The following is a 20,249-nucleotide window of genomic DNA, read 5'->3' on the forward strand; positions in this document are numbered from 1 at the left end:
AAAACTTTTTAGAAAGGAAGGATCACATGCGTAAAGTTCCACCGATTTTGAAACCAATTGCTCTTTTGACATTGTCAATTTTGATCGCAACGACTTCAGGGATCTTAAATAATTCCAGTTATCGTCAAGTTAAAGCAACAACACCTACGACAGAATCTACGAGCGCACAAACGACCGATTCTTCTCGTCATTCAAATAGCGTTATCAGTGAAACAAGTACGACAGAGGAATCAGCATCCAATCAAGACGCCAATGCAAGAAATACAATAGAAGAAGATTCTACGGCGGCTAATAATAATGCAGTTCAAAGCACACAGGCACCGTCTAGCAGTACCTCCGTGAGTCCACAGACATCATCGGAAGAGTCTCAGACCACGCCGACACAACAACAACCAGCTAATGAACAAGTTAATCCAGAAACGAGTGATGATCAATGACCCTATTATTAGATATTATTAATGGAATAAATAAGTTTCTAGGTTTTTTGGACATTAGTCCTAAGTATTCGAATCGCGGATACACTTTGCTGAGTGCCATACCGACAATCTATATTTTGCGGATTATTTATGGACTGTGGCTTAATCAAAATTATCTTCAATTAGTGCTTTATAGTTTGGTCTTCATCGGATTGGTCTATTTCTTTGTTCTGAACTTTTTCTATTACTTTTTGGATAAAAATCTAAAGGGAGATGTTACTCAGCTTTTTGTTAAGTATCTTCCGGATGATGCTTTCAACATTCAAAATGAAAAATCTATAAAAGCAAAAAAAGTTTTTGAGCAGGCTAAAGAAGTCCCAGTTAATTTCAACGAAGACTATCAACTAAAATTAGTAGAAAATATTCAAGCGTTAATTGATGGGCAAGAAATTACAACTCGCGATTTAACGCGAGAAGAAGGTTTCTTGATTGAGGAAAATACGTTGTACCCTTATTATTATGTCAAAGAAACTGCACCAGAGACATATCTGCTGCAGATTGGTAGAAATTATCGTGACTTGGAAACAATTGGAACGATTCATCAAGTGGAACCATTAAGACCAGTCGGTTTGTTCATTGTCGGAGGAGACTTTGTTAAGGATGGGGTTCGTTATCATGAACCTTATCGTTTAAAATTTTTGGCTAAGACGGAAGAAGCTGCAACGCGAACTCGTCGCAGTAAAAAATAAATGCCGTCTGATCGAGAGCTTCTTTGAATGGAAGCTGTCTCGATCAGAACGGCATTTTTTATTTTAAGACGGTCTGAATGCTTTCTACCATTTTGGTATAGGCAATTGGACCGTTATATAACCAGCTAGATTCACCATCGAACTCAAATAATTGATTGTTTTTAACTGCTGGAATATTGCTCCATAATGGATCTTTAAACATTTCGGCTCCGGAATCACTATTAACTAGGAAGATATAGTCCGCATCCAATTGAGACAAACTTTCTAGTGAGACTTGTGAAAAGTCTGCCGTTGCTTTTTTACTAATATCTTTAGTTAATTTAGGTACTTCAAAACCTAGTTCTTGGTAAAGCAATTGACCACTAGAACGATTATCTGCCACCATGAATGCTGCATTATTTGTTACCCATAAAACGACCGCGGATTTTCCTTCAATTTTATCTTTCAGGTCTGTTTTCGTTTTTTTGACTAATTGATCATAGTCTTTTTCAACTTCTTTGGCCTTATCTTCTTTAGCTAAAACTTTTCCGATATCCTCTAGTTGATCACGCCAAGTAACATTGTCACCATTTTTTACAACATAAGTTGGTGCAATTTTGGCATACTCTTTATATTTTCCACCTTCAAGTGAACCATTCGAACCGATTAATAATAGGTCGGGCTCAAATTTCAAGACATCTTCGTAAGGCAGGTCGTAATTGATAGTTGGAATGTCCTTCAGTTTGTCTTGTAAGTAATTCTGAATTTTTCCTTCACCAACCGTCCATTGAGCGACCGGTTTTTCATCTAAAGCGACTAGATAGTCTTCAAGGTATGAAGCAATGATCCTTTTGGGCTTATTGGGAATTTCGACTTTATGATCTTGTGCATCAGTCAACGTCCGTATATCATTTTTTGTATCTTTACTTTCACTGCCTTGCCCACAAGCAGCTAAGCTAAATAGCGCCAACAGAGAAACGGTTCCTAAAACTATTTTTTTGAACATAAAAAAACTCCTTCAAGGTTAATTGAGAAATGTTCTCAATTGATATTATTACCGAAAGCACAAGGGGTGTCAACAGTGAGTTTTCTTTAATAGATAGTTGACGATGATGAAAAAGAAGGTCATAATTGAGAACGATTATCAGAGAAGTGAGGAAGGTCTATGACAAAATTAAAAACAACTGATCTTTCGATTGGCTATAATAAAAAAATTGTTGTAAATGACATTACAGTAGAAATTCCCAATGGACAAATTACTAGTTTGATCGGTCCTAACGGCAGTGGAAAATCGACTTTTTTAAAAGCTTTGGCGCGGATTCTGGATCCTGCTAAAGGTGAGGTTTTTATCGACGGTGAAAACGTTCAACGTTTAGATACTAAAACGGTCGCGCAAAAAATTGCTTCGTTGTCACAGACCAGCAGTCAAATCAATGGACTGACTGTCGAAGAAATTGTTGCCTATGGCCGATTTCCTTATCAAAAGGGTTTTTCTGGATTAAAAGAGCAAGATCATCAATTAATCAATTGGGCCTTGGAAGCTACCAATTTGCAAAAGTTAAAAGAACGGACATTGACCACTTTGTCAGGCGGCCAGCAGCAGCGTGTTTGGATCGCTATGGCGTTAGCGCAAGATACGGATATTTTGATTTTGGATGAACCAATAACTTTTTTAGATCCCGCTCATCAATTAGAGATCTTAGAATTGTTGCAAGAAATCAATCGGCAAGGAAAAACGATTTTAATGACGATTCATGATCTGAATCATGCTTCGCGTTTTTCCGATTATTTACTCGGGATGAAAAAGGGTGAATTAATTTTTCAGGGCACGCCCAAAGAAATTTTTACTGCGGATAAATTGTTAAATCTTTTTGATATCCAAGCGACATTTGCCACTCTGCCTAATAGTGATAAACCATTAGTTATCGCTTATGATTTAGTAAAGGAGCACTAGAAGATGACTAAACGAAAATATTTCTTTCCAGTCGTTTTCATATTGCTCATCGCGGCAATGTTCTTATCTTTGCGTTATGGAGCGGTTACCAGTAAATGGACCGATGTTTCGCAGGCGCTGCTAAATTTTGATCCGAATAACCAGGGCGAACAATTGGTTCGTTATTTACGTCTGCCGCGAATGATAGGTGCGGTTTTAGTTGGTGCAGGCTTTGCGATATCCGGGGCTTTAATACAAGGGATCACTTCTAATCCGATTGCTGATTCCGGTTTGCTGGGAATAAATTCAGGAGCAGGCCTTGGCTTGGCTTTGGTTTTTGCTATCAGTTCAAATCCTTCGCCGACTGCCGGTGTCATAGGTTCATTTCTTGGAGCTTCGGTTTCGATTCTTTTGATTTATTTGGTTTCAAGTAGAGTTTCATTCGGGCTGTCACCAGTGCGAATTGTTCTGCTTGGCGCGGCATTGAGCTCTTTTTTTGCAGCAATTAGTCAGAGCATCAGCCTGTTATTTGATTTAAACCAAGACATGACTTTTTGGTTTGTCGGAGGCACGGCGAATCTTTCGTGGAATCAATTGCAAACGATTTTTCCGTTGATTCTAATTGGAGTTCTAGGAGCCTGCTTGATTAGTCCACAGGTTACGTTACTGAGCATGGGAGATGAAACGGCGATCTCGTTGGGGAAAAAACCGAATCGAATTCGTCAGTTAAGTATGCTTTTTGTTCTACTATTAGCCGGAAGTTCGGTAGCTTTAGTTGGAACCATTAGTTTTATCGGATTGATTGTTCCTCATGTAGTTCGTTTTTTTATTGGTCACGATTATCGTTACGTGATTCCGGCCTCAGGTCTGTTTGGTGCTCTGTTTTTTGTTTTGGCGGATATTGCGTCACGTTTGATAGCTCCTCCTTTGGAAACACCGACCGGGGTAATTGTGACGATCATTGGGGTACCATTTTTACTTTTACAAATTAGAAAGGGAAGCTTATGAGAAAAAGAATAGGTTGGCTTACTTTGCTTCTTCTACTGATTTTTGGTATTTTCCTTAGTCTGACAGTTGGAACGATTCCTTTAGGGTTAAATGATCTACTGCATGTTTTTCAACGAACTGCTAGTACTAGTCAACAATTGATCGTTTTTGACTTTCGTTTCCCACGGCTGCTTGTTTCAATATTAGCGGGTATGGGGTTGGCGGTATCGGGCTATTTGTTTCAAACGATTACTCACAATGATTTGGCTGATCCTGGGATTTTGGGAATCAATGCCGGCGCAGGATTAACTGTTTTGATTTATTTGGGTTTTTTTGCCACCGGGGAAAGCAGCTGGTTTTTGCCACTAATCGCTTGTGCAGGCAGTTTTATTGCCACTGGATTGGTCTATTATTTTGGCCGCCAATCGAAACGAATTACACCTAATCGTTTATTATTAGCCGGAGTTGCAGTGAACGCTGGGATTTCGGCATTAACCCTCATTGGGACGATGCGTGTCTCTAAAGACAATTATCAGTTCGTGACTTCATGGCTTGCAGGCACGATTTGGGGAACCACTCGTCAGCATGTCCTGTTGCTGCTTCCTTGGATTATTTGCTTATTGCCATTGGTTTTATTGAGAGGGCGTTCATTGGAAGTGTTGGAGCTAGGCGATGAGGTAGCCGTTGGATTAGGTGTTAAGCTAAAACGAACGCAGCTGTTCTTTTTAGTTTGTGCCGTTTGCCTTGCAGCGGCAAGTGTCGCAATTGCTGGGAGCATCAGTTTTATCGGGCTAATTGCTCCGCATATCGCCCGCCAATTAACAGGCAAAAAAAATAATCAAACATTAGTAATGACCGCTTTGATCGGCGGGCTTCTATTATTATTTAGTGACATTTTGGCCAGAGTCATTTTGCCTAGTGGTGAAATGGCAGCCGGAATCATTGTTTCATTGATTGGAGCCCCTTATTTTATTTTACGATTGCTGAAAAGAAGCTAAAAATTAATTGTTTATGTGAGGAGAAATCTAATGAGCTGGACAACTATCTGGAGTCATGCGCAACGTGGAATCGCTCGCTATAGTTCAAGTAAAGGAACAGTTCAATTGACGATGCGGCGAATTGATTCCGTTGAAAAAATCCGTTTGGTTTTTGCTAATGAATATGGCAATCAAACGCAGCAAATTCAAAATTTGACCATTAAAACAAATGAAAATCAGCAAACTATTTCTGATTTTTCAATTGTTTCTAGCGAGATTTTTAAAACACCGTCTATTTCGATTGATCCTACGGCAAAAAAATGGCACATTTCTTTTCAAGTATCATCGATCGAAAGTGGTTTTTCATACAATGATGCCGATTTTTTTCCTGAAGCTAGAACGCTTGATTTTTGCTCTGGATTAATTGCGATCGAAGCAGAAGTCGCTGGAGAGTGTGTGATCGCTTTAGGAGATTCCTTAACTGAAGGGGCAACTTGGACTGCGCCATTACAAAGAACATTACGTAAACAAAAGATCTACTTGGTCAATCAAGGAATCAATGGCAGCTGTTTGTTAAAGGCTAGTAGCGATGTCTCAACAAATGAATCACGGAACTTTTTTTATGGCTTTGATAGTTTGAAGCGATTAGAATTTTGTTTGACTAGTCACAGCAATGTCAGCAAAGTCATTTTGTTTCTTGGTGTCAACGATTTGATTAATGGCGGACTAACTTTAGAGAGCTTTCAAAAGATGATCCAAAAGTTGATTGAACTTTGCAAGAGACACGATATTACTTATCAACTATGCACTTTGACTCCTTGCTTAGGGTATCCAGGGATGAATCAAGTAAAAGAAGCTTTGCGAAAAGAAATAAATCATTGGTTAACTGAGAACTATGATGAATTATGGGACTTTTCCGCGATCGTTGAAGAAGAAGCGGGACGATTGAATCCATCATTCGATAGTGAGGACCATTTACATTTTAATGCGGCAGGCGGAATGGCGATTGCTCGTCGAATTTCTAGTGATTTTGTTAAAGGGGAGTAATCCCCTTTTTATTTTGTTTCGATTTTGTTAGTATTTCTAGATAAGAAGGTGAATGAATGGAGAAAGAAAAACTTCGGCAGTTGGCGATTACCCGGTTGCAAAAAATTGCGGATAACGAGAATAGACAGGACCAAGTTGATTGTATCCTTGAAAAATTTTTTGAAAGTGAAATTTGGAAAGAAGCGACCAGCATTGGCGTAACAATGGCGACTCAATTTGAGTTTCCAACTTCTTCGTTGATTCAGCGGGCTTTTAAAACGGGGAAAAAAATAGCCGTTCCTAAATCATTGCCTAAAGGTAAGATGGTTTTTCACTGGGTTGACTCAGATACGGCATATTATACGACAAAATTTGGCGTTGAAGAGCCTGAGATTGAGAAAGTCGCAAGCCCTGATGAACTAGATTTATTGATTGTTCCTGGGTTAGTATTTAATCGATCAGGTTATCGTATTGGTTTTGGTGGAGGATATTATGACCGCTATTTAGCTAATTATAAAGGGAAAACCTGCAGTTTTGTTTTCGCTGAGCAGCTAATGGAAGATTGGCAGATAGAAGAATTTGATCAACCGATACAGCAATTATTTTTTTATTAGTAAAAGAGTAACCGAAGAATGAGAGAGGTAGATATATGAGAAAAGATAAACCTTATGTAATGTATGTTCTTTTTGCAATTAATACGATTGTTTTTTTGATGCAATATTTACTGTCAGGATTATCGATTGAGAATCAACTAGGCATGTTCTCGCCATCAGTTATTTGGCAACACCAGTATTGGCGGTTCATAACACCCATGTTTATCCATTTTGGATTGATGCATTTTGCCTTAAATGGTGTCGTTCTTTATTATATGGGGCAACAATGTGAAGCAATTTTTGGGCATTGGCGTTTTGCAGTAATCTATTTGTTAAGCGGCGTGATGGGAAATTTTGCGAGTTTCGCCTTCAACTCACCGACAACACTGTCTGGCGGGGCGAGTACAGCGATCTTCGGGTTATTCGGAGCCTTTTTAGTAGTTGGATTGCATTATCGTGACAATGGAGCGATCCAAGCGTTGACACGTCAATTTGCTTTGTTCATTTTAATGAATCTAGTCTTTGGATTATTCGATTCAACGATTGATATCTGGGGACATCTAGGAGGCATTATTGGTGGGGCATTATCCGGTTGGGCAGTAGCAGTACCTCATTCACAAGATCGGTTTTCTACTCGAGCAAGGGTTACTACTGTTCTGTTTTTCATTTTTGCCATTGTTCTCTTTGTCTTCTTCGGGTTAAGAAAATTTAGTATGTATCAATAATCGCGGACAGAGCTGTCCGCTTTTTTTACGAGTATAGGAGTGAAGATATGCGATATTTAGCGTTATTTCGTGGGATTAATGTCGGCGGAAGAAATATTGTTAAAATGAAAGAGCTAAAAGAACTTTTTTTAGAATTAGGATTTTCCGATGTTCGCAGCTACATTCAAAGCGGGAACCTCCTCTTTTCTAGTGATCAAGCGATAAGTGAATTTTCAGAGACTGTTACAGCTGCTTTTACAGAACGTTTTGGTTTTTCTGTGCCGATTATCTATCGAACGAAAGATGAACTATTTTCTTTGATTGAAAATTTGCCGTTTACAGCCGAGGAGATTCTTGAAGCAGAGATGGAAGAGACTAATGTCGAACATTTATATGTTTATTTTTCGTCAAGCGAAATGGTACCTCAGGAGCTTTCAGAAATTGGTGAGCGAGCAATTGTGAAGTCGAAGGATATTTATTATCTTACAGACAGAAGCATTAGATTTTCCAAGCTAACGCCTAAACTGAATAAACTAACTGATGAATTGACTGCGCGCAACTGGAAAACGGTAATAAAGCTAGCGGCATTATTAAAAGAATAGTCTTATTCAATTTGCGAGTGTCGAGTGAATGCTATAAAATGTAGAGTGGATTAAATGACTAGTTTTTAAAAAATAAACTAGGAAATAAAAATTGGGCTATAAAAAAGTTTTTTTTTTCTGTATAATACTGAGGATGTGGTTTGATGGAAAGTTTATATGATGTACAACAGCTGCTGAAACGATTTGGTATTTATGTTTACGTTGGAAAACGGATTTATGATATCGAATTGATGCAGATCGAATTGAAAAATTTATATGAGAGTCGTGTAATTGATCGCGATACTTATTTGCAGGGTTGGGGCATTTTAAAACGAGAACATCACATTGAAGAAAGTCGAGAAGGTGACTAGAGTGGATAAAAAATTATTAGGAATTGACTTAGGTGGTACGACTGTCAAATTTGCCATTTTAACAGAGGCTGGTGAAGTTCAGCAAAAGTGGAGTATAGAAACAAATATTTTAGATGATGGTTCGCATATTGTTCCGGATATTATTGAATCAATTAATCATCATTTGTCATTATATGGGATGAAACCTGAACAATTTATTGGAATTGGCATGGGAACTCCAGGGAGTGTCGATATTGAAGCGGGAACGGTTATCGGTGCATACAATCTGAACTGGACAACTTTGCAACAAGTCAAGAGCGAGATCGAAAAAGGCACGAATATTAAATTTACGATCGACAACGATGCGAATGTAGCAGCCTTAGGCGAACGTTGGAAGGGTGCTGGAGAAAACGAACCAGACGTGATTTTTATGACTCTAGGTACTGGTGTTGGCGGTGGTATTGTGATGAATGGCCAATTGCTTCACGGCATCGCTGGTTGTGCCGGTGAAGTCGGACATGTGACGGTTGATCCAAATGGGTTTGAATGTACTTGCGGAAAACGCGGCTGTCTAGAAACAGTGGCTAGTGCGACGGGTGTAGTAAGAGTTGCCCGCCAACTTGCAGAGGAATATGCTGGCGGATCAAAACTAAAAGCTTGTTTGGATAATGGTGAAGATATTACTAGTAAAGATGTTTTTGAATTGGCGGAAGATGAAGGCGATGATTTGGCTCTAATGGTCGTTGATAAAGTAACCTTCTATTTAGGTTTGGCTTGCGGAAATCTTGGAAATACCTTGAATCCATCAACGATTGTCATCGGCGGCGGTGTCTCAGCAGCGGGGGAATTTTTACGCAGCCGGATAGAAAAATATTTCAAAGAATTTACTTTCCCACAGGTACGTGAAAGCACAAAAATCAAATTAGCGGAGTTAGGAAATGAAGCAGGTGTGATCGGCGCAGCTTCATTGGCAAAATAGATTAAAGGTAAGTGAGGAATCAAGTTATGTCAATTTGGTGGAAAATTAATATTGTATTAATCTCAGTAATTGTTTTATTTGGTTTGTATGAGTTAGTAGTTCGAATCATGATGAGACGAGCTGCAAAAATTATTACCCAAGAAGAATTTCAGGCAGGAATGCGGAAGGCACAAATTATTGATGTTCGTGAACGGGATGAGTTCAATGCAAAACATATTTTAGGAGCACGTAGTTTTCCATTTAGTATGTTAAAAGAATCTTACAGCTCTTTACGCAAAGACCAACCAGTTTATATTTATGATCATAATAAAGCAGTTAGTGCTCGTGCAGCAAATCTGCTGCGCAAAAAGGGTTATAAAGACTTGTTTATCCTTAAAGGCGGAATGCAGGAATGGACCGGTAAAGTGAAGCAGAAAAAAATCGATTAGTTTTAAACAGCTAGATAGTTGTCTAGCTGTTTTTCTATGGTCATGACCATTTTAAATTAAAGGATAAATGGCTTGTTTACTGAAATCGATAGTTGTTGATTGGATTGACGAAGAAATGGATTACGCTTATCATGAAATTTGAAAACTTTTACAGGAGGAATCTATGAGTATAAAATTAGTTGCCATCGATTTGGATGGAACATTGTTGAATGATCATCACGAAATCAATCAACCAGTGGTTGATTGTATTAAAGCGGCTCGCAAGGCAGGGATTTATGTAGTTCTTTCCACTGGACGCCCGTTGTCAGGAACAAAAGCACAATTGGACGTATTAGGTTTAAACAATAATGATGATTATATTATCACGTACAATGGAGCTTTAGTATTGAACACTAAGACTTGGGATATCGTAGCAGAACACAGCTTAACGCGAGAAAATTATCTGGAGATCGATCATTTGGCACGATTGCTAGATGTTCATTTGCATATTGCGGATAAAAAGGCGATGTATACAGCAAATCGCGATATCAGCCCATATACAATTTTAGAATCCTATTTAGTTAATATGCCGCTATTTTATCGGACACCTGAGGAAATCGCGGAGGATGTATTAGCTGTTAAGATGATGATGATCGATGATCCTGAAATTCTCAGTGAGGCGTTTAAAAAAATTCCAGCAGAGTATTTTGAAAAATATACAATTGTCCGCAGTACACCATTTTTCCTTGAAGTACTAAATTCGAACTCCAGTAAAGGACTGGCTTTAAAAGAATTGAGTGAACATTTAGGAATTCAACAATCTGAGGTTATGGCGATTGGCGATGCGGAAAATGATTTATCTATGATTGATTTTGCCGGTACTGGTATCGCAATGGGAAACGCTAGTGAAGCAGTTAAGGCTGCTGCTGACTATACTGTCGCAACCAACTTGGAAGACGGTGTAAAGGAAGCTTTTGATCGTTGGGTCATAAAATAAGGGTAGGCAAGCTTCTGATGAATAAATTCATCAGAAGCTTTTTTTTATTGCTTATTCTCGAAATATTCTCTACTCTAAAAGAGATGAATCTATAAAAATGAGGAATGTGTATGAAAAAAATTGCGATTATCGGGGCTGGTCCATATGGTTTGATTGCATTGGATCGCCTAATCAAACAGGCATCTAAAAATGAAAAAATTGAATTATTGCTCTTTGATCCTGATGGGCCAGGCGGAAATATTTGGCGTGAAAATCAAAATGATCAGGTTATCATGAATACAGTAATGCAGCATGTGACCTTATTTTCTGAGGATGAAGGCCCGAATTTAGCCGAGTGGAATCAGACAGAGGCAAAAAAATACTTAACCTCTTTCAAACATGGAAAAGAATTTTTATCAGAGTTGAAGCTGGGTAAAAATGATTACTGTCAGCGGCGCTATTATGGAGTTTATCAACACTGGTTTTATGAGGAAATAACCAGAAGGCTACCAAAAAATATCACGGTCAATTTAATCAAAGAGAGAGTAAGTGATTTAACTCTGGTAGAAGAGACTATTCTAGTTCAATCATCACAATCTTTTTTAGTGACCGATGTGATTTTAGCGACAGGTCATTCCACGAACCTTTTAAGCAAAGAGGAAACCAAAAATCAGCTGTTTGCTGAGAAACATGATCTCTTTTATCAAGGACCAGGAAATCCATCGGATACAAGTCTAGATCATTTGAAGGAAGGAGAAACAGTGATTCTTCGTGGACTAGGGCTGAGTTTTTTTGACTATATCGCACTATTTGTTGCCAAATGGGGTGGTAGGTTCAGTGAAGAAAAAAATTGTCTGGTTTATGAGCCTTCTGGAAAAGAGCAGCGTTTAGTTGTAGGCTCAGGCAGAGGACTGCCTTACCACGCACGTCCAAACAATCAAAAAGAACCTGGAGAAGAAGCTCAACCGCAAATATTGACAGAAGGGTTCATGGGAGAGTTTCAGGGAAATGCAGAAGAGCTGTTTGACTTATTAAGAAAAGAAGCTGAGTTGGTGTATTACCAAAAGAAACTAGCAGAGTCAGAGATTGATTTAGATGAATTTTTACGGCTCTATCGTGAACGTGATCGGGAGGAAGTCTTAAATACGTTTCGAGTTCCTAGCGAGGATCGTTTGGACTGGACAAAACTTTTTGATCCCGCAAAAGAAGTCAGCTCACAAGATTTTCCTGATTTTATTCAAACGTACTTGAAGAAGGATATTGCTGAGGCAGAGCTGGGCAATCAAGAAGGAGCAATAGCTGCGGCGATTGACACATATAAAGAACTGCAAGCACCTTTTAATTATATGTTGGATCAGGGCAACTTTACACCGAAAGAGTATTATGAAGATTTCTTCGGTACGTTTAATCGGAATTATAGTTTTTTGACGATCGGAGCACCTGTGATTCGACAAAAACAATTGTTAGCTTTAACGAAAGCGGGAATCGTTGAATTTTTGGCGCCAGAGATGGTAGTTGAAAGATCAGAAGACAGTTTTTTGGCGTACAGCAAAAAGAATACTTCTCGTATATTCAAAGGAGAAAATCTGATAGAAGCACGCTTGCCAGCAACTAGTCTGAAACGTACGAAAAATAAGGTACTGATCAATATGCGAGAAAAAGGCTATCTAACCTCTCACAGTGTGACTTTTGAAGGTAAGGAACATCCAACGGGAGCTGTCAAAGTTGTTCGAAAGACTCATCAATTAATAGATAAAAACGGGGATGTGCTGTCAAATATTTATTGTTATGGCATTCCCTTAGAAGGGCTAGATTGGTTAAATGCTGCTTCGCCACGTCCCAAAAGTAATGACCGGGTATTTTATTTAGCGAATCAAATCGTTCAAAATATTTATAGATAGAAAAAAAGAAAGCCAGTTGGCTTTCTTTTTTATCTAGAGATTCTTTTTCTGCGAGCTTTTTTACGATTTTCATCGATTTTTGATTCTTTTTCTTCAATTGGGTCAATAACTTTCTTTTTCACGCCCATTACTACGCCGGCAACTACCGCTGCGGCAGCTAAAGTACCAGTAAAGAATCCGGAAGCAAATTTACGCATTGTTCCATCACTCCTTTCTCAGATGTAAGGAATGTATTTTTTCACTGAAAAATACATTTGCTTTATAACTAGAGTGGCTTTAATTATTAATATATCTCTATTATGAAGCAAAAACTAAAAAATGAAAAGTTAAACGAATGGAAAATGACCTTGCAATTATTTAGTAAACAAATTATAATTTGTTTACTAAATAAAAAAATGAAAATGACAGGAGTAGATCAAATGGCAATTTTAGTTCTAGGTGGAGCAGGATACATTGGTTCTCATACGGTCGATAAGCTGGTTTCACAAAATTATGATGTAATCGTAGTGGATAATTTATTAACGGGTCACCGCGAGGCCGTTCATTCTAAAGCAAAGTTTTATGAAGGTGATTGTCGCGATAAAGCATTTATGACAGAGGTCTTTACAAAAGAATCAATTGATGGCGTTGTTCATTTTGCAGCGAGTTCGTTAGTCGGCGAATCGGTAGAAAAACCGTTAAAGTATTTCAACAATAATGTCGTTGGTATGGAATGCTTGCTAGAAGTCATGGAACAGTTCGACGTGAAAAATATTGTCTTCTCTTCGACAGCGGCGACTTATGGTGAACCAGGTGTTTCCCCAATTACGGAAGAAGTGGCGACTAATCCAACTAATCCCTATGGCGAAAGCAAATTAATGATGGAAAAAATGATGAAATGGTGCGACAACGCCTATGGTATGCGTTACGTGGCTTTACGCTATTTTAATGTTGCTGGCGCAAAATCTGATGCAAGTATCGGTGAGGATCATGATCCTGAAACACATTTAGTGCCAATCATTTTGCAAGTAGCTTTGGGACAAAGAGATCATTTGACTATTTTCGGTGATGATTATGATACGCCAGACGGTACATGTATACGAGATTATGTTCAGGTTGAGGATTTAGCCGCAGCGCATATTCTTGCCTTGGAATACTTGAAAGCTGGCAATCCAAGCAATTTCTTTAATCTAGGTTCTAATAATGGTTACTCGGTGAAAGAAATGTTAGATGCAGCACGTGAAGTGACGGGTAAAGAGATTGCGGCTGAAATCGGACCGCGTCGTGCGGGTGATCCAAGTCGTTTAGTCGCTTCAAGTGATAAAGTGAAAGAAACGTTAGGCTGGAATCCTGAATACACGGATATCAAAGCAATCATTGAAACAGCGTGGAACTGGCATGTCAGCCACCCGCATGGATATGAAGATTAGGAGGAAAAAACGTGTCAGTCAGTCAAACAGTCAGAGACTTTATTACGTTAGCCATCCAATCGGGCGGTTGGATGGAAATGGATCGCTTATATTTAGAAAATCGGGTCATTGCTATGATCGGAGAGGATTCCTTATCAAAGGCTGAAGTTCGCATTGTTTCGCAGAACGCTGTGGAACTGGTGGATCGGCTTTTGGTTCAAGCAGAAAAGAATGGAATAATTACTGATTTACAGGCAGAAAAAGACATGTTAGAAGCTCAATTGATGGATTTGATGACACCTCCACCATCAGTGGTAAATGCTTATTTTGCTCAGTACTACTCTAAAGATCCCGTTCAAGCAACGGATTATTTCTTTAAATTAAGCAAAGACAATGATTATATCAAGACACGCGAGATCGCACGGAATATTATTTTTCCTGCTGAAACTGAGTACGGTGAACTGGAGATCACGATCAATCTATCGAAGCCAGAGAAAGATCCAAAGCAAATCGCGGCAGAACGTCAGGCAGTGAAATTAGATTATCCCGAATGTATGCTGTGTATGGAAAATGAAGGGTATAAAGGTCGATTGAACTATCCTGCACGAACCAATCATCGAATTATTCGAATGAATCTTGATGGAGAAAGCTGGGGCTTTCAGTATTCTCCCTATGCTTATTATGATGAACATTGTATTATTCTGTCGGAAGAACATCGTCCTATGAAGATTACAAAAGCTACTTTTCAACGTTTATTAAAAATTACAGAAGTTCTGCCGCATTATTTTGTCGGATCAAATGCAGATTTACCGATTGTGGGCGGTTCAATTCTTTCTCATGATCACTACCAAGGCGGCCGCCATACATTTCCAATGGCTGTAGCCGAAATGGAACGAACTTTTGAGTTAAAGGATTATCCAAGTATTAAAGCTGGTATCGTAAAATGGCCAATGTCAGTGATTCGATTGCAAGGGAAGAATCAAAAAGAATTAATCGAGGCTTCCAATAGGATATTTGAAAAGTGGCAAGCTTATTCAGATGAATCCTTGCAAATCGTTGCTCAGACAGAAGATGGTGCATTGCATCATACAATCACTCCAATTGCTCGTCGAAAAGGAGATCTTTTTGAAATGGACCTTGTTTTACGTGATAATAATGTCTCGAAAGAGTTCCCTGATGGCATTTTCCATCCGCATCCGGATGTGCAACATATCAAAAAGGAAAATATCGGCTTGATTGAGGTAATGGGGTTAGCGGTCTTGCCTCCACGTCTGGAGGCAGAATTAAAAGAGGTTGAAAATTATTTGTTGGATGAAGAAAATCAGGTTGCTGACTATCATATAGCGTGGGCAGATCATTTAAAATCGAATAATCAGCTTACTCGTGAGAATGTCACTCAAGTCGTGCAAAAAGCAGTAGGAGCTGTTTTTGCTCGTGTGTTGGAAGACGCAGGGGTTTTTAAGCGGGATGTTGAAGGACAAGAAGGCTTTACGCGTTTTATCAAAACTTTGTAGGAAGGGGCAGCGATGGCAACTATTCGGGATATTGCAAAATTAGCAGGGGTTTCTCCTGCCACGGTTTCTCGCGTGTTAAATTATGATCAAGAATTATCCGTCGCCCAAGAAACAAAGCAGCGCATTTTTGAAGTGGCGGAGGACTTGAATTATACCAAACACAAACGTGCGAATAAAATAGGAAAAGCTGTGATACGACTGGTTCAATGGTATGACGAAGCTGAAGAATTAGCCGATCTCTATTATTTATCTATACGTTTAGGAATCGAAAAAAAGGCGGAGGAGTTAAATATTCAGATTCGGCGAGAGGCTTTGAATGAACTGTCCGATATTCAAGTCAACGGTACAATCGCTTTGGGAAAGTTTGATGCAGAGCAGATTCGTCAGTTGAAACAAACTGATGAGAATTTATTGCTCGTTGATTTTGATGGAATGAATATGGGATTAAATTCTTTGGTGGTAGATTTTGATCAGAGTGTGAACCTTGTAATTGATCACTTTATCCGACAGGGGTATCAAAAAATCGGGATTCTATCAGGTGAAGAAAAAACTAAGCATAACTTACAGCCTATCGAAGACCCGAGACTCATGGCTTTTAAGCACAAGATGAAACAACTCAATCTATATCGTCCAGAGTTCACTTTGACAGCTGCTTTTTCCATGGAGACAGGAAAAACGGCAATGGCAGAATTTTTGTCTAGTACAGAAGAATTACCCAATGCATTGTTTGCATCGAGTGACGCACTTGCTGTCGGTGCTATGCAGGCGATTCAAGCTGCTGGTCTGCGAGTTCCAGAAGATATTTCTGTTATTGGATTCAATGATGTTAGTGTAGCAAAATATGTATCACCGGCATTATCAACCATCAAAGTCGAAACCGAATGGATGGGAGAATTAGCAGTTTCAACGATTCTAGACCTAGCCAAGGAGTTTTCACCAGTACCCAGAAAAATTATGCTGGGAACGAAACTGATTCAGCGTGAATCGACAAAATAATTTTGAGCAGTGTGCTTTGCTGCTCTTTTTTGTGCTATCAATTAAGGAAAGCAGAAATTCTTAACACTTAGTAGGAAAGCAAATATAGTTTGTGTTAAAATATTGCTATCTTAAATGCGAGGAAATGAACTTTTATGAAATTATTAGCGATGGATACATCCAATCAAACATTAGCCGTGGCTGCCCTAGAGGACGAAAAAGTGTTGGCTCATTTTCAATTGAACCGAAAAATGAATCACAGTTTGAGCTTAATGCCAGCAATTGAATCTGTGATGGAAGCAAGTGGGCTGAAACCAGCGGATTTGGATCGAATCGTCGTAGCGGAAGGGCCGGGATCTTACACAGGAATTCGAATCGCAGTAACCACTGCGAAAACATTGGCAGAGACGTTGAAAATCGAATTGACCGCAGTCTCTAGTTTGGCCGTCATTGCAGGAAATGCTCGTACAGCTAAATTAATTGTTCCGTTGATGGATGCACGTCGAAACAATGTGTATGCCGGAATTTATCGTTGGGAAAACCAACAGTTGGTAAATGTCTCAGCGGATCAGCATATCGCCTTCCCTGATTTATTAGATCAGATTAAGGAACCTGCCTTGTTTATTGGCGAAACAAGTAAGTTCAAAGAACAAATAGAATCAGCATTATCAGATGCTGAGGTGTCAGAAGCAGATGAATTAAATTTACCTAACGGGATCATTTTAGGGAAGTTAGGATTTCTCGCAAAGCCAATCGAAAATATTCATGGATTGGTTCCAGAGTATTTAAAACGAGTGGAGGCAGAAGAAAAATGGCTGGAGACGCATCAACCAGAGGACGATAACTATGTTGAAAAAATTTAGCGGTTTAGTGAAGACGATCCTGTATGGGAAACAATACCCATTCAGTGCGAAGTATGTAAACTTAAGTGATCAAGAATATCTATTGAGAAAAATCATTGATCAGGATATCAAGGAGTTGATTGCACTGGAACGTGATGTTTACTTTGGTGAGACTCCCTGGACGAAAAGTGCGTTTCTTTCAGAAATTCATTCACCTATCCCTCATTTGTATATTTGCATCGTAACCCCAAAAGAAGAAATTGCTGGTTTTATCGGCAGCCGTCTGATTGGCAATGATACGCATATTACTAATATTGCGGTGAGGACTACTTTCCAAAATCGCGGGATAGGCAATCTATTGATTGACGAAGTAGAAAAATTCGCTATAATGAACGATTGTGAAACGCTCTCCCTGGAAGTAAGGCTCAGCAATACTGATGCCCAACGTTTATATCGAAGGTTAGGATTCTCTGCTCGAAATATTCGCAAGAACTACTATACTGAGAATAATGAAGATGCTTTGGACATGATCAAACGTTTGGAAGTGAAATAAGTTGGAAGATTTAGCAAAGAAATTCTGGGAGATCACTCAAATGGCGTACGCTCATGAGTCTCCATGGACTGTGGCTCAATTTGCTAGCGATATGAAGCAGTCTCATAGTCACTATTTCACTCAAGAGTCAGAAATTGTAGCTTTTTTAGGATTCCATCAGGTTTGCGACGAAATAGAAATTACTAATATTGCGACCAAAATCAAGGGTCGAGGTCACGGTAGAGAGCTAATGAAACGCCTGATTGAACATGCAGAATTTCAGGAAATAGCGAGTATCTTTTTAGAAGTACGTGCTTCGAACCAAGAGGCGCGTCTTTTTTATGAAAAGTTCGGTTTTCAGGAAATTGGACTGCGGAAAAATTATTATCAGTCCCCTCAAGAAGATGCGGTACTGATGTCTTTGAAAGTAGGAAAAACAGATGAATGAAACAGAACTTATTTTGGCAATTGAAAGTAGCTGTGACGAAACTAGTGTTGCGGTAATCGAAAATGGTGAAAAAATTTTATCTAATATTGTTGCTTCACAGATAAAAAGTCATAAGCGTTTTGGCGGCGTTGTACCTGAGGTGGCTAGTCGGCATCATGTTGAACAAATTACGATTTGCATCGAAGAAGCATTGAATGAAGCAAATGTTACTGCTAAGGATCTTCGAGCAGTGGCAGTAACTTATGGACCAGGTCTGGTTGGCGCGTTGTTGATCGGGCTGAGTGCAGCGAAAGCTTTTGCTTGGGCAAATGGTTTGCCGCTACTGCCAATCAATCATATGGCAGGTCATATTTATGCGGCTCGTTTAGTTGAACCTTTAGAATTCCCACTGATGGCATTACTTGTTAGCGGTGGTCATACGGAATTAGTCTATATGAAAGAAAACGGTTCGTTTGAAATAATTGGTGAGACTCGCGATGATGCAGCTGGTGAAGCATATGATAAAGTCGGTCGTGTATTAGGATTAAATTATCCTAGTGGAAAAGAGATTGATGAGCTGGCCCATCAAGGATCAGATACGTATAACTTTCCTCGTGCGATGATGAAAGAGGATAATTTTGATTTCAGCTTTAGTGGGTTAAAAAGTGCGTTCATCAATTTGACTCATAATGCGGAACAACGTGGCGAGGTATTAGATCACAATAATTTAGCAGCAAGTTTTCAAGCAAGTGTCATTGATGTTTTAGTTGCAAAGACGATTAGGGCATGTAAAACTTATCCAGTTAAACAGTTGATAGTAGCTGGTGGGGTAGCAGCTAATCAAGGATTGCGGGAAAAAATGTCTAGTACAATTGAATCAGAAGTGCCTGAAGTAAAACTGATTGTTCCACCATTGCGCTTATGTGGAGACAATGCGGCGATGATTGGTGCTGCCGCGCATGTTGAATTGCAAAAACACCACTTTGCTGGAATGAGTTTGAATGCGAATCCAAGTTTAGCTTTTCAACATATCTAGCCCCTTGCTATACTATGTTGAAGGAGGCGATATGATGGATACAAATTGGCAAGAAAAATTTTCAATAGACAATCAGCCGACACTAGAACAGATGAAGAAGTTTGGCGCTGATACATATTTTGAAAGACTATTAGATTATTTGTCTGAGGAGTACCAACCTAAATTTTCTATTGAATACTCAAAAGAAAAAGGAAAGTTCGGTGGTTGGCACTTAAAGGCTAAAAGATATGGTGGAAATTTTGGCACAATTTATTTTCGAGAGGGTTCTGTGAGGATGATGGTCGTTGTGTCGGATCTTTTTGAAGAAGAACTATCGGAAAGTATTCCTTTGATGTCTGAACAAGTGCAAAAAACATTTAATGAAAGCAAACCTGTCATGGGTGGATATTGGTTTATTGTCGATGCTAACTCTGAGCAGGCTTTTGAAGACCTCCAATATCTGATAGCTCTACGTGTTCGGAAATTAAGAAAAAAATGAAATAATTATCCAAACGGCTAAACCTTAGCCGTTTTTTTCTGTGCAGAAAAAGTAAAATCACAAACTTTCATTTTCAGAGATTAAAGCAAAAAGAGAGTAAATATTCCTTTAGTAAAGGGATTGTTAAAAATTATTTATGTCTTTTTATAAGCTCAAAAATGAAAAGAGGTAATTTTTTTAATATCGATATATGAAAAAAGGTTGTGCATTTTCGTGAAAAATCTCTTATCTTAATTGAGTAACAATCGTTATAAATTTATACTATTTTTTGCAAGTGAAAGATAGCAAAACGGAGGTGAAGGAATATGAGCTTACATCGAAATTGACTTTGATCAAAAATGGAACTTAGAGTTTCTAAGGGAGTAAATTCATGTTCTTTACAAAAAGCCATCGTTGTCAATGTGAAATCAATCACTTGCGGAACAAAAATGAAATCGCTTAATTGACGAATGCTTTATCTTTTGGAGACTCAGATTGAAAGATCGGTGATCTTTAATAA

The 20,249-nt window shown here is 38.8% G+C and carries 24 protein-coding genes; 22 read left to right on the plus strand and 2 right to left on the minus strand.

The window, feature by feature from the left end; all coding sequences use genetic code 11:
• The first annotated feature begins 26 nt into the window (after positions 1–26).
• Positions 27–437 (plus strand): hypothetical protein, encoded by a 411-nt coding sequence (locus I585_RS19180; RefSeq protein ID WP_010740368.1) that lies wholly within the window; start codon positions 27–29, stop codon positions 435–437.
• Positions 434–1,165 (plus strand): DUF6681 family protein, encoded by a 732-nt coding sequence (locus I585_RS19185; protein ID WP_010740367.1) that lies wholly within the window; start codon positions 434–436, stop codon positions 1,163–1,165. Before I585_RS19180 ends, I585_RS19185 begins: the two co-directional genes overlap by 4 nt.
• 58 nt (positions 1,166–1,223) lie before the next feature.
• Here the strand turns inward: I585_RS19185 and I585_RS19190 are convergent, their stop codons facing one another.
• Positions 1,224–2,150, minus strand: a complete 927-nt coding sequence (locus I585_RS19190) for an ABC transporter substrate-binding protein (protein ID WP_010740366.1) — start codon at positions 2,148–2,150, stop codon at positions 1,224–1,226.
• A gap of 159 nt (positions 2,151–2,309) precedes the next feature.
• On the opposite strand from I585_RS19190, the gene I585_RS19195 reads away from it, so the two are divergent.
• The 12 genes from I585_RS19195 to I585_RS19250 all read left to right on the plus strand — a co-directional run bounded on the left by I585_RS19195 (position 2,310) and on the right by I585_RS19250 (position 12,558).
• The gene (locus I585_RS19195) at positions 2,310–3,098 is read left to right on the plus strand and encodes an ABC transporter ATP-binding protein (protein ID WP_010740365.1); all 789 of its coding nucleotides are present in this window, start codon (positions 2,310–2,312) and stop codon (positions 3,096–3,098) included.
• Positions 3,099–3,101: 3 nt separating this feature from the next.
• Positions 3,102–4,085: a FecCD family ABC transporter permease gene (locus I585_RS19200; RefSeq protein ID WP_010740364.1), complete on the plus strand. Its 984-nt coding sequence runs from the start codon at positions 3,102–3,104 to the stop codon at positions 4,083–4,085.
• A complete protein-coding gene (locus I585_RS19205) occupies positions 4,082–5,062 on the plus strand; it encodes a FecCD family ABC transporter permease (RefSeq protein ID WP_010740363.1) in 981 nt (326 codons plus the stop codon). Before I585_RS19200 ends, I585_RS19205 begins: the two co-directional genes overlap by 4 nt.
• Positions 5,063–5,092: 30 nt before the next feature.
• Entirely contained in the window at positions 5,093–6,088 is a 996-nt protein-coding gene (locus I585_RS19210) for a GDSL-type esterase/lipase family protein (protein WP_010740362.1), read from the plus strand.
• 56 nt (positions 6,089–6,144) lie between these two features.
• Positions 6,145–6,681: a 5-formyltetrahydrofolate cyclo-ligase gene (locus I585_RS19215; RefSeq protein ID WP_010740361.1), complete on the plus strand. Its 537-nt coding sequence runs from the start codon at positions 6,145–6,147 to the stop codon at positions 6,679–6,681.
• A gap of 35 nt (positions 6,682–6,716) precedes the next feature.
• Complete coding sequence (locus tag I585_RS19220; protein ID WP_010740360.1) at positions 6,717–7,385, plus strand: rhomboid family intramembrane serine protease; 669 nt, start codon at positions 6,717–6,719, stop codon at positions 7,383–7,385.
• Positions 7,386–7,432: 47 nt separating this feature from the next.
• On the plus strand, positions 7,433–7,966 hold the full coding sequence (locus tag I585_RS23780; RefSeq protein ID WP_010740359.1) for a DUF1697 domain-containing protein: 534 nt from the start codon (positions 7,433–7,435) through the stop codon (positions 7,964–7,966).
• A gap of 143 nt (positions 7,967–8,109) precedes the next feature.
• Positions 8,110–8,316 (plus strand): YqgQ family protein, encoded by a 207-nt coding sequence (locus I585_RS19230; protein ID WP_010740358.1) that lies wholly within the window; start codon positions 8,110–8,112, stop codon positions 8,314–8,316.
• A 1-nt stretch (position 8,317) separates the two neighbouring features.
• Positions 8,318–9,274 carry an ROK family glucokinase gene (locus I585_RS19235; RefSeq protein WP_010740357.1) on the plus strand — a complete coding sequence of 319 codons (957 nt, stop codon included), beginning with the start codon at positions 8,318–8,320 and terminating at the stop codon, positions 9,272–9,274.
• A 26-nt stretch (positions 9,275–9,300) separates the two neighbouring features.
• Positions 9,301–9,702 (plus strand): rhodanese-like domain-containing protein, encoded by a 402-nt coding sequence (locus tag I585_RS19240; RefSeq protein WP_010740356.1) that lies wholly within the window; start codon positions 9,301–9,303, stop codon positions 9,700–9,702.
• Positions 9,703–9,865: 163 nt separating this feature from the next.
• On the plus strand, positions 9,866–10,678 hold the full coding sequence (gene yidA / locus I585_RS19245; protein ID WP_010740355.1) for a sugar-phosphatase: 813 nt from the start codon (positions 9,866–9,868) through the stop codon (positions 10,676–10,678).
• Between the two features lie 110 nt (positions 10,679–10,788).
• On the plus strand, positions 10,789–12,558 hold the full coding sequence (locus I585_RS19250; RefSeq protein ID WP_010740354.1) for an FAD/NAD(P)-binding protein: 1,770 nt from the start codon (positions 10,789–10,791) through the stop codon (positions 12,556–12,558).
• Positions 12,559–12,587: 29 nt separating this feature from the next.
• Here I585_RS19250 and I585_RS23020 read toward each other — a convergent pair whose 3' ends face one another.
• Entirely contained in the window at positions 12,588–12,755 is a 168-nt protein-coding gene (locus I585_RS23020) for a DUF3042 family protein (protein WP_010740353.1), read from the minus strand.
• Between the two features lie 222 nt (positions 12,756–12,977).
• Between I585_RS23020 and galE the strand changes: the two genes are divergently transcribed.
• The 8 genes from galE to I585_RS19290 all read left to right on the plus strand — a co-directional run bounded on the left by galE (position 12,978) and on the right by I585_RS19290 (position 19,750).
• Complete coding sequence (galE, locus tag I585_RS19255) at positions 12,978–13,967, plus strand: UDP-glucose 4-epimerase GalE (protein ID WP_010740352.1); 990 nt, start codon at positions 12,978–12,980, stop codon at positions 13,965–13,967.
• An 11-nt stretch (positions 13,968–13,978) separates the two neighbouring features.
• On the plus strand, positions 13,979–15,460 hold the full coding sequence (gene galT / locus I585_RS19260; protein WP_010740351.1) for a UDP-glucose--hexose-1-phosphate uridylyltransferase: 1,482 nt from the start codon (positions 13,979–13,981) through the stop codon (positions 15,458–15,460).
• 12 nt (positions 15,461–15,472) lie between these two features.
• Complete coding sequence (locus I585_RS19265; RefSeq protein WP_010740350.1) at positions 15,473–16,456, plus strand: LacI family DNA-binding transcriptional regulator; 984 nt, start codon at positions 15,473–15,475, stop codon at positions 16,454–16,456.
• Positions 16,457–16,590: 134 nt separating this feature from the next.
• Complete coding sequence (gene tsaB / locus I585_RS19270) at positions 16,591–17,298, plus strand: tRNA (adenosine(37)-N6)-threonylcarbamoyltransferase complex dimerization subunit type 1 TsaB (RefSeq protein ID WP_010740349.1); 708 nt, start codon at positions 16,591–16,593, stop codon at positions 17,296–17,298.
• Entirely contained in the window at positions 17,282–17,830 is a 549-nt protein-coding gene (rimI, locus tag I585_RS19275) for a ribosomal protein S18-alanine N-acetyltransferase (RefSeq protein ID WP_010740348.1), read from the plus strand. Before tsaB ends, rimI (I585_RS19275) begins: the two co-directional genes overlap by 17 nt.
• Position 17,831: 1 nt before the next feature.
• Positions 17,832–18,257, plus strand: a complete 426-nt coding sequence (gene rimI / locus I585_RS19280) for a ribosomal protein S18-alanine N-acetyltransferase (RefSeq protein ID WP_034709427.1) — start codon at positions 17,832–17,834, stop codon at positions 18,255–18,257.
• Complete coding sequence (tsaD, locus tag I585_RS19285) at positions 18,250–19,272, plus strand: tRNA (adenosine(37)-N6)-threonylcarbamoyltransferase complex transferase subunit TsaD (RefSeq protein WP_010740346.1); 1,023 nt, start codon at positions 18,250–18,252, stop codon at positions 19,270–19,272. Before rimI (I585_RS19280) ends, tsaD begins: the two co-directional genes overlap by 8 nt.
• Before the next feature lie 34 nt (positions 19,273–19,306).
• A complete protein-coding gene (locus I585_RS19290; protein ID WP_010740345.1) occupies positions 19,307–19,750 on the plus strand; it encodes a DUF3788 family protein in 444 nt (147 codons plus the stop codon).
• The last annotated feature ends 499 nt before the right edge of the window (positions 19,751–20,249 follow it).

This window comes from Enterococcus malodoratus ATCC 43197, from assembly GCF_000407185.1.
GTDB classification, from domain to species: Bacteria; Bacillota; Bacilli; order Lactobacillales; family Enterococcaceae; genus Enterococcus_A; species Enterococcus_A malodoratus.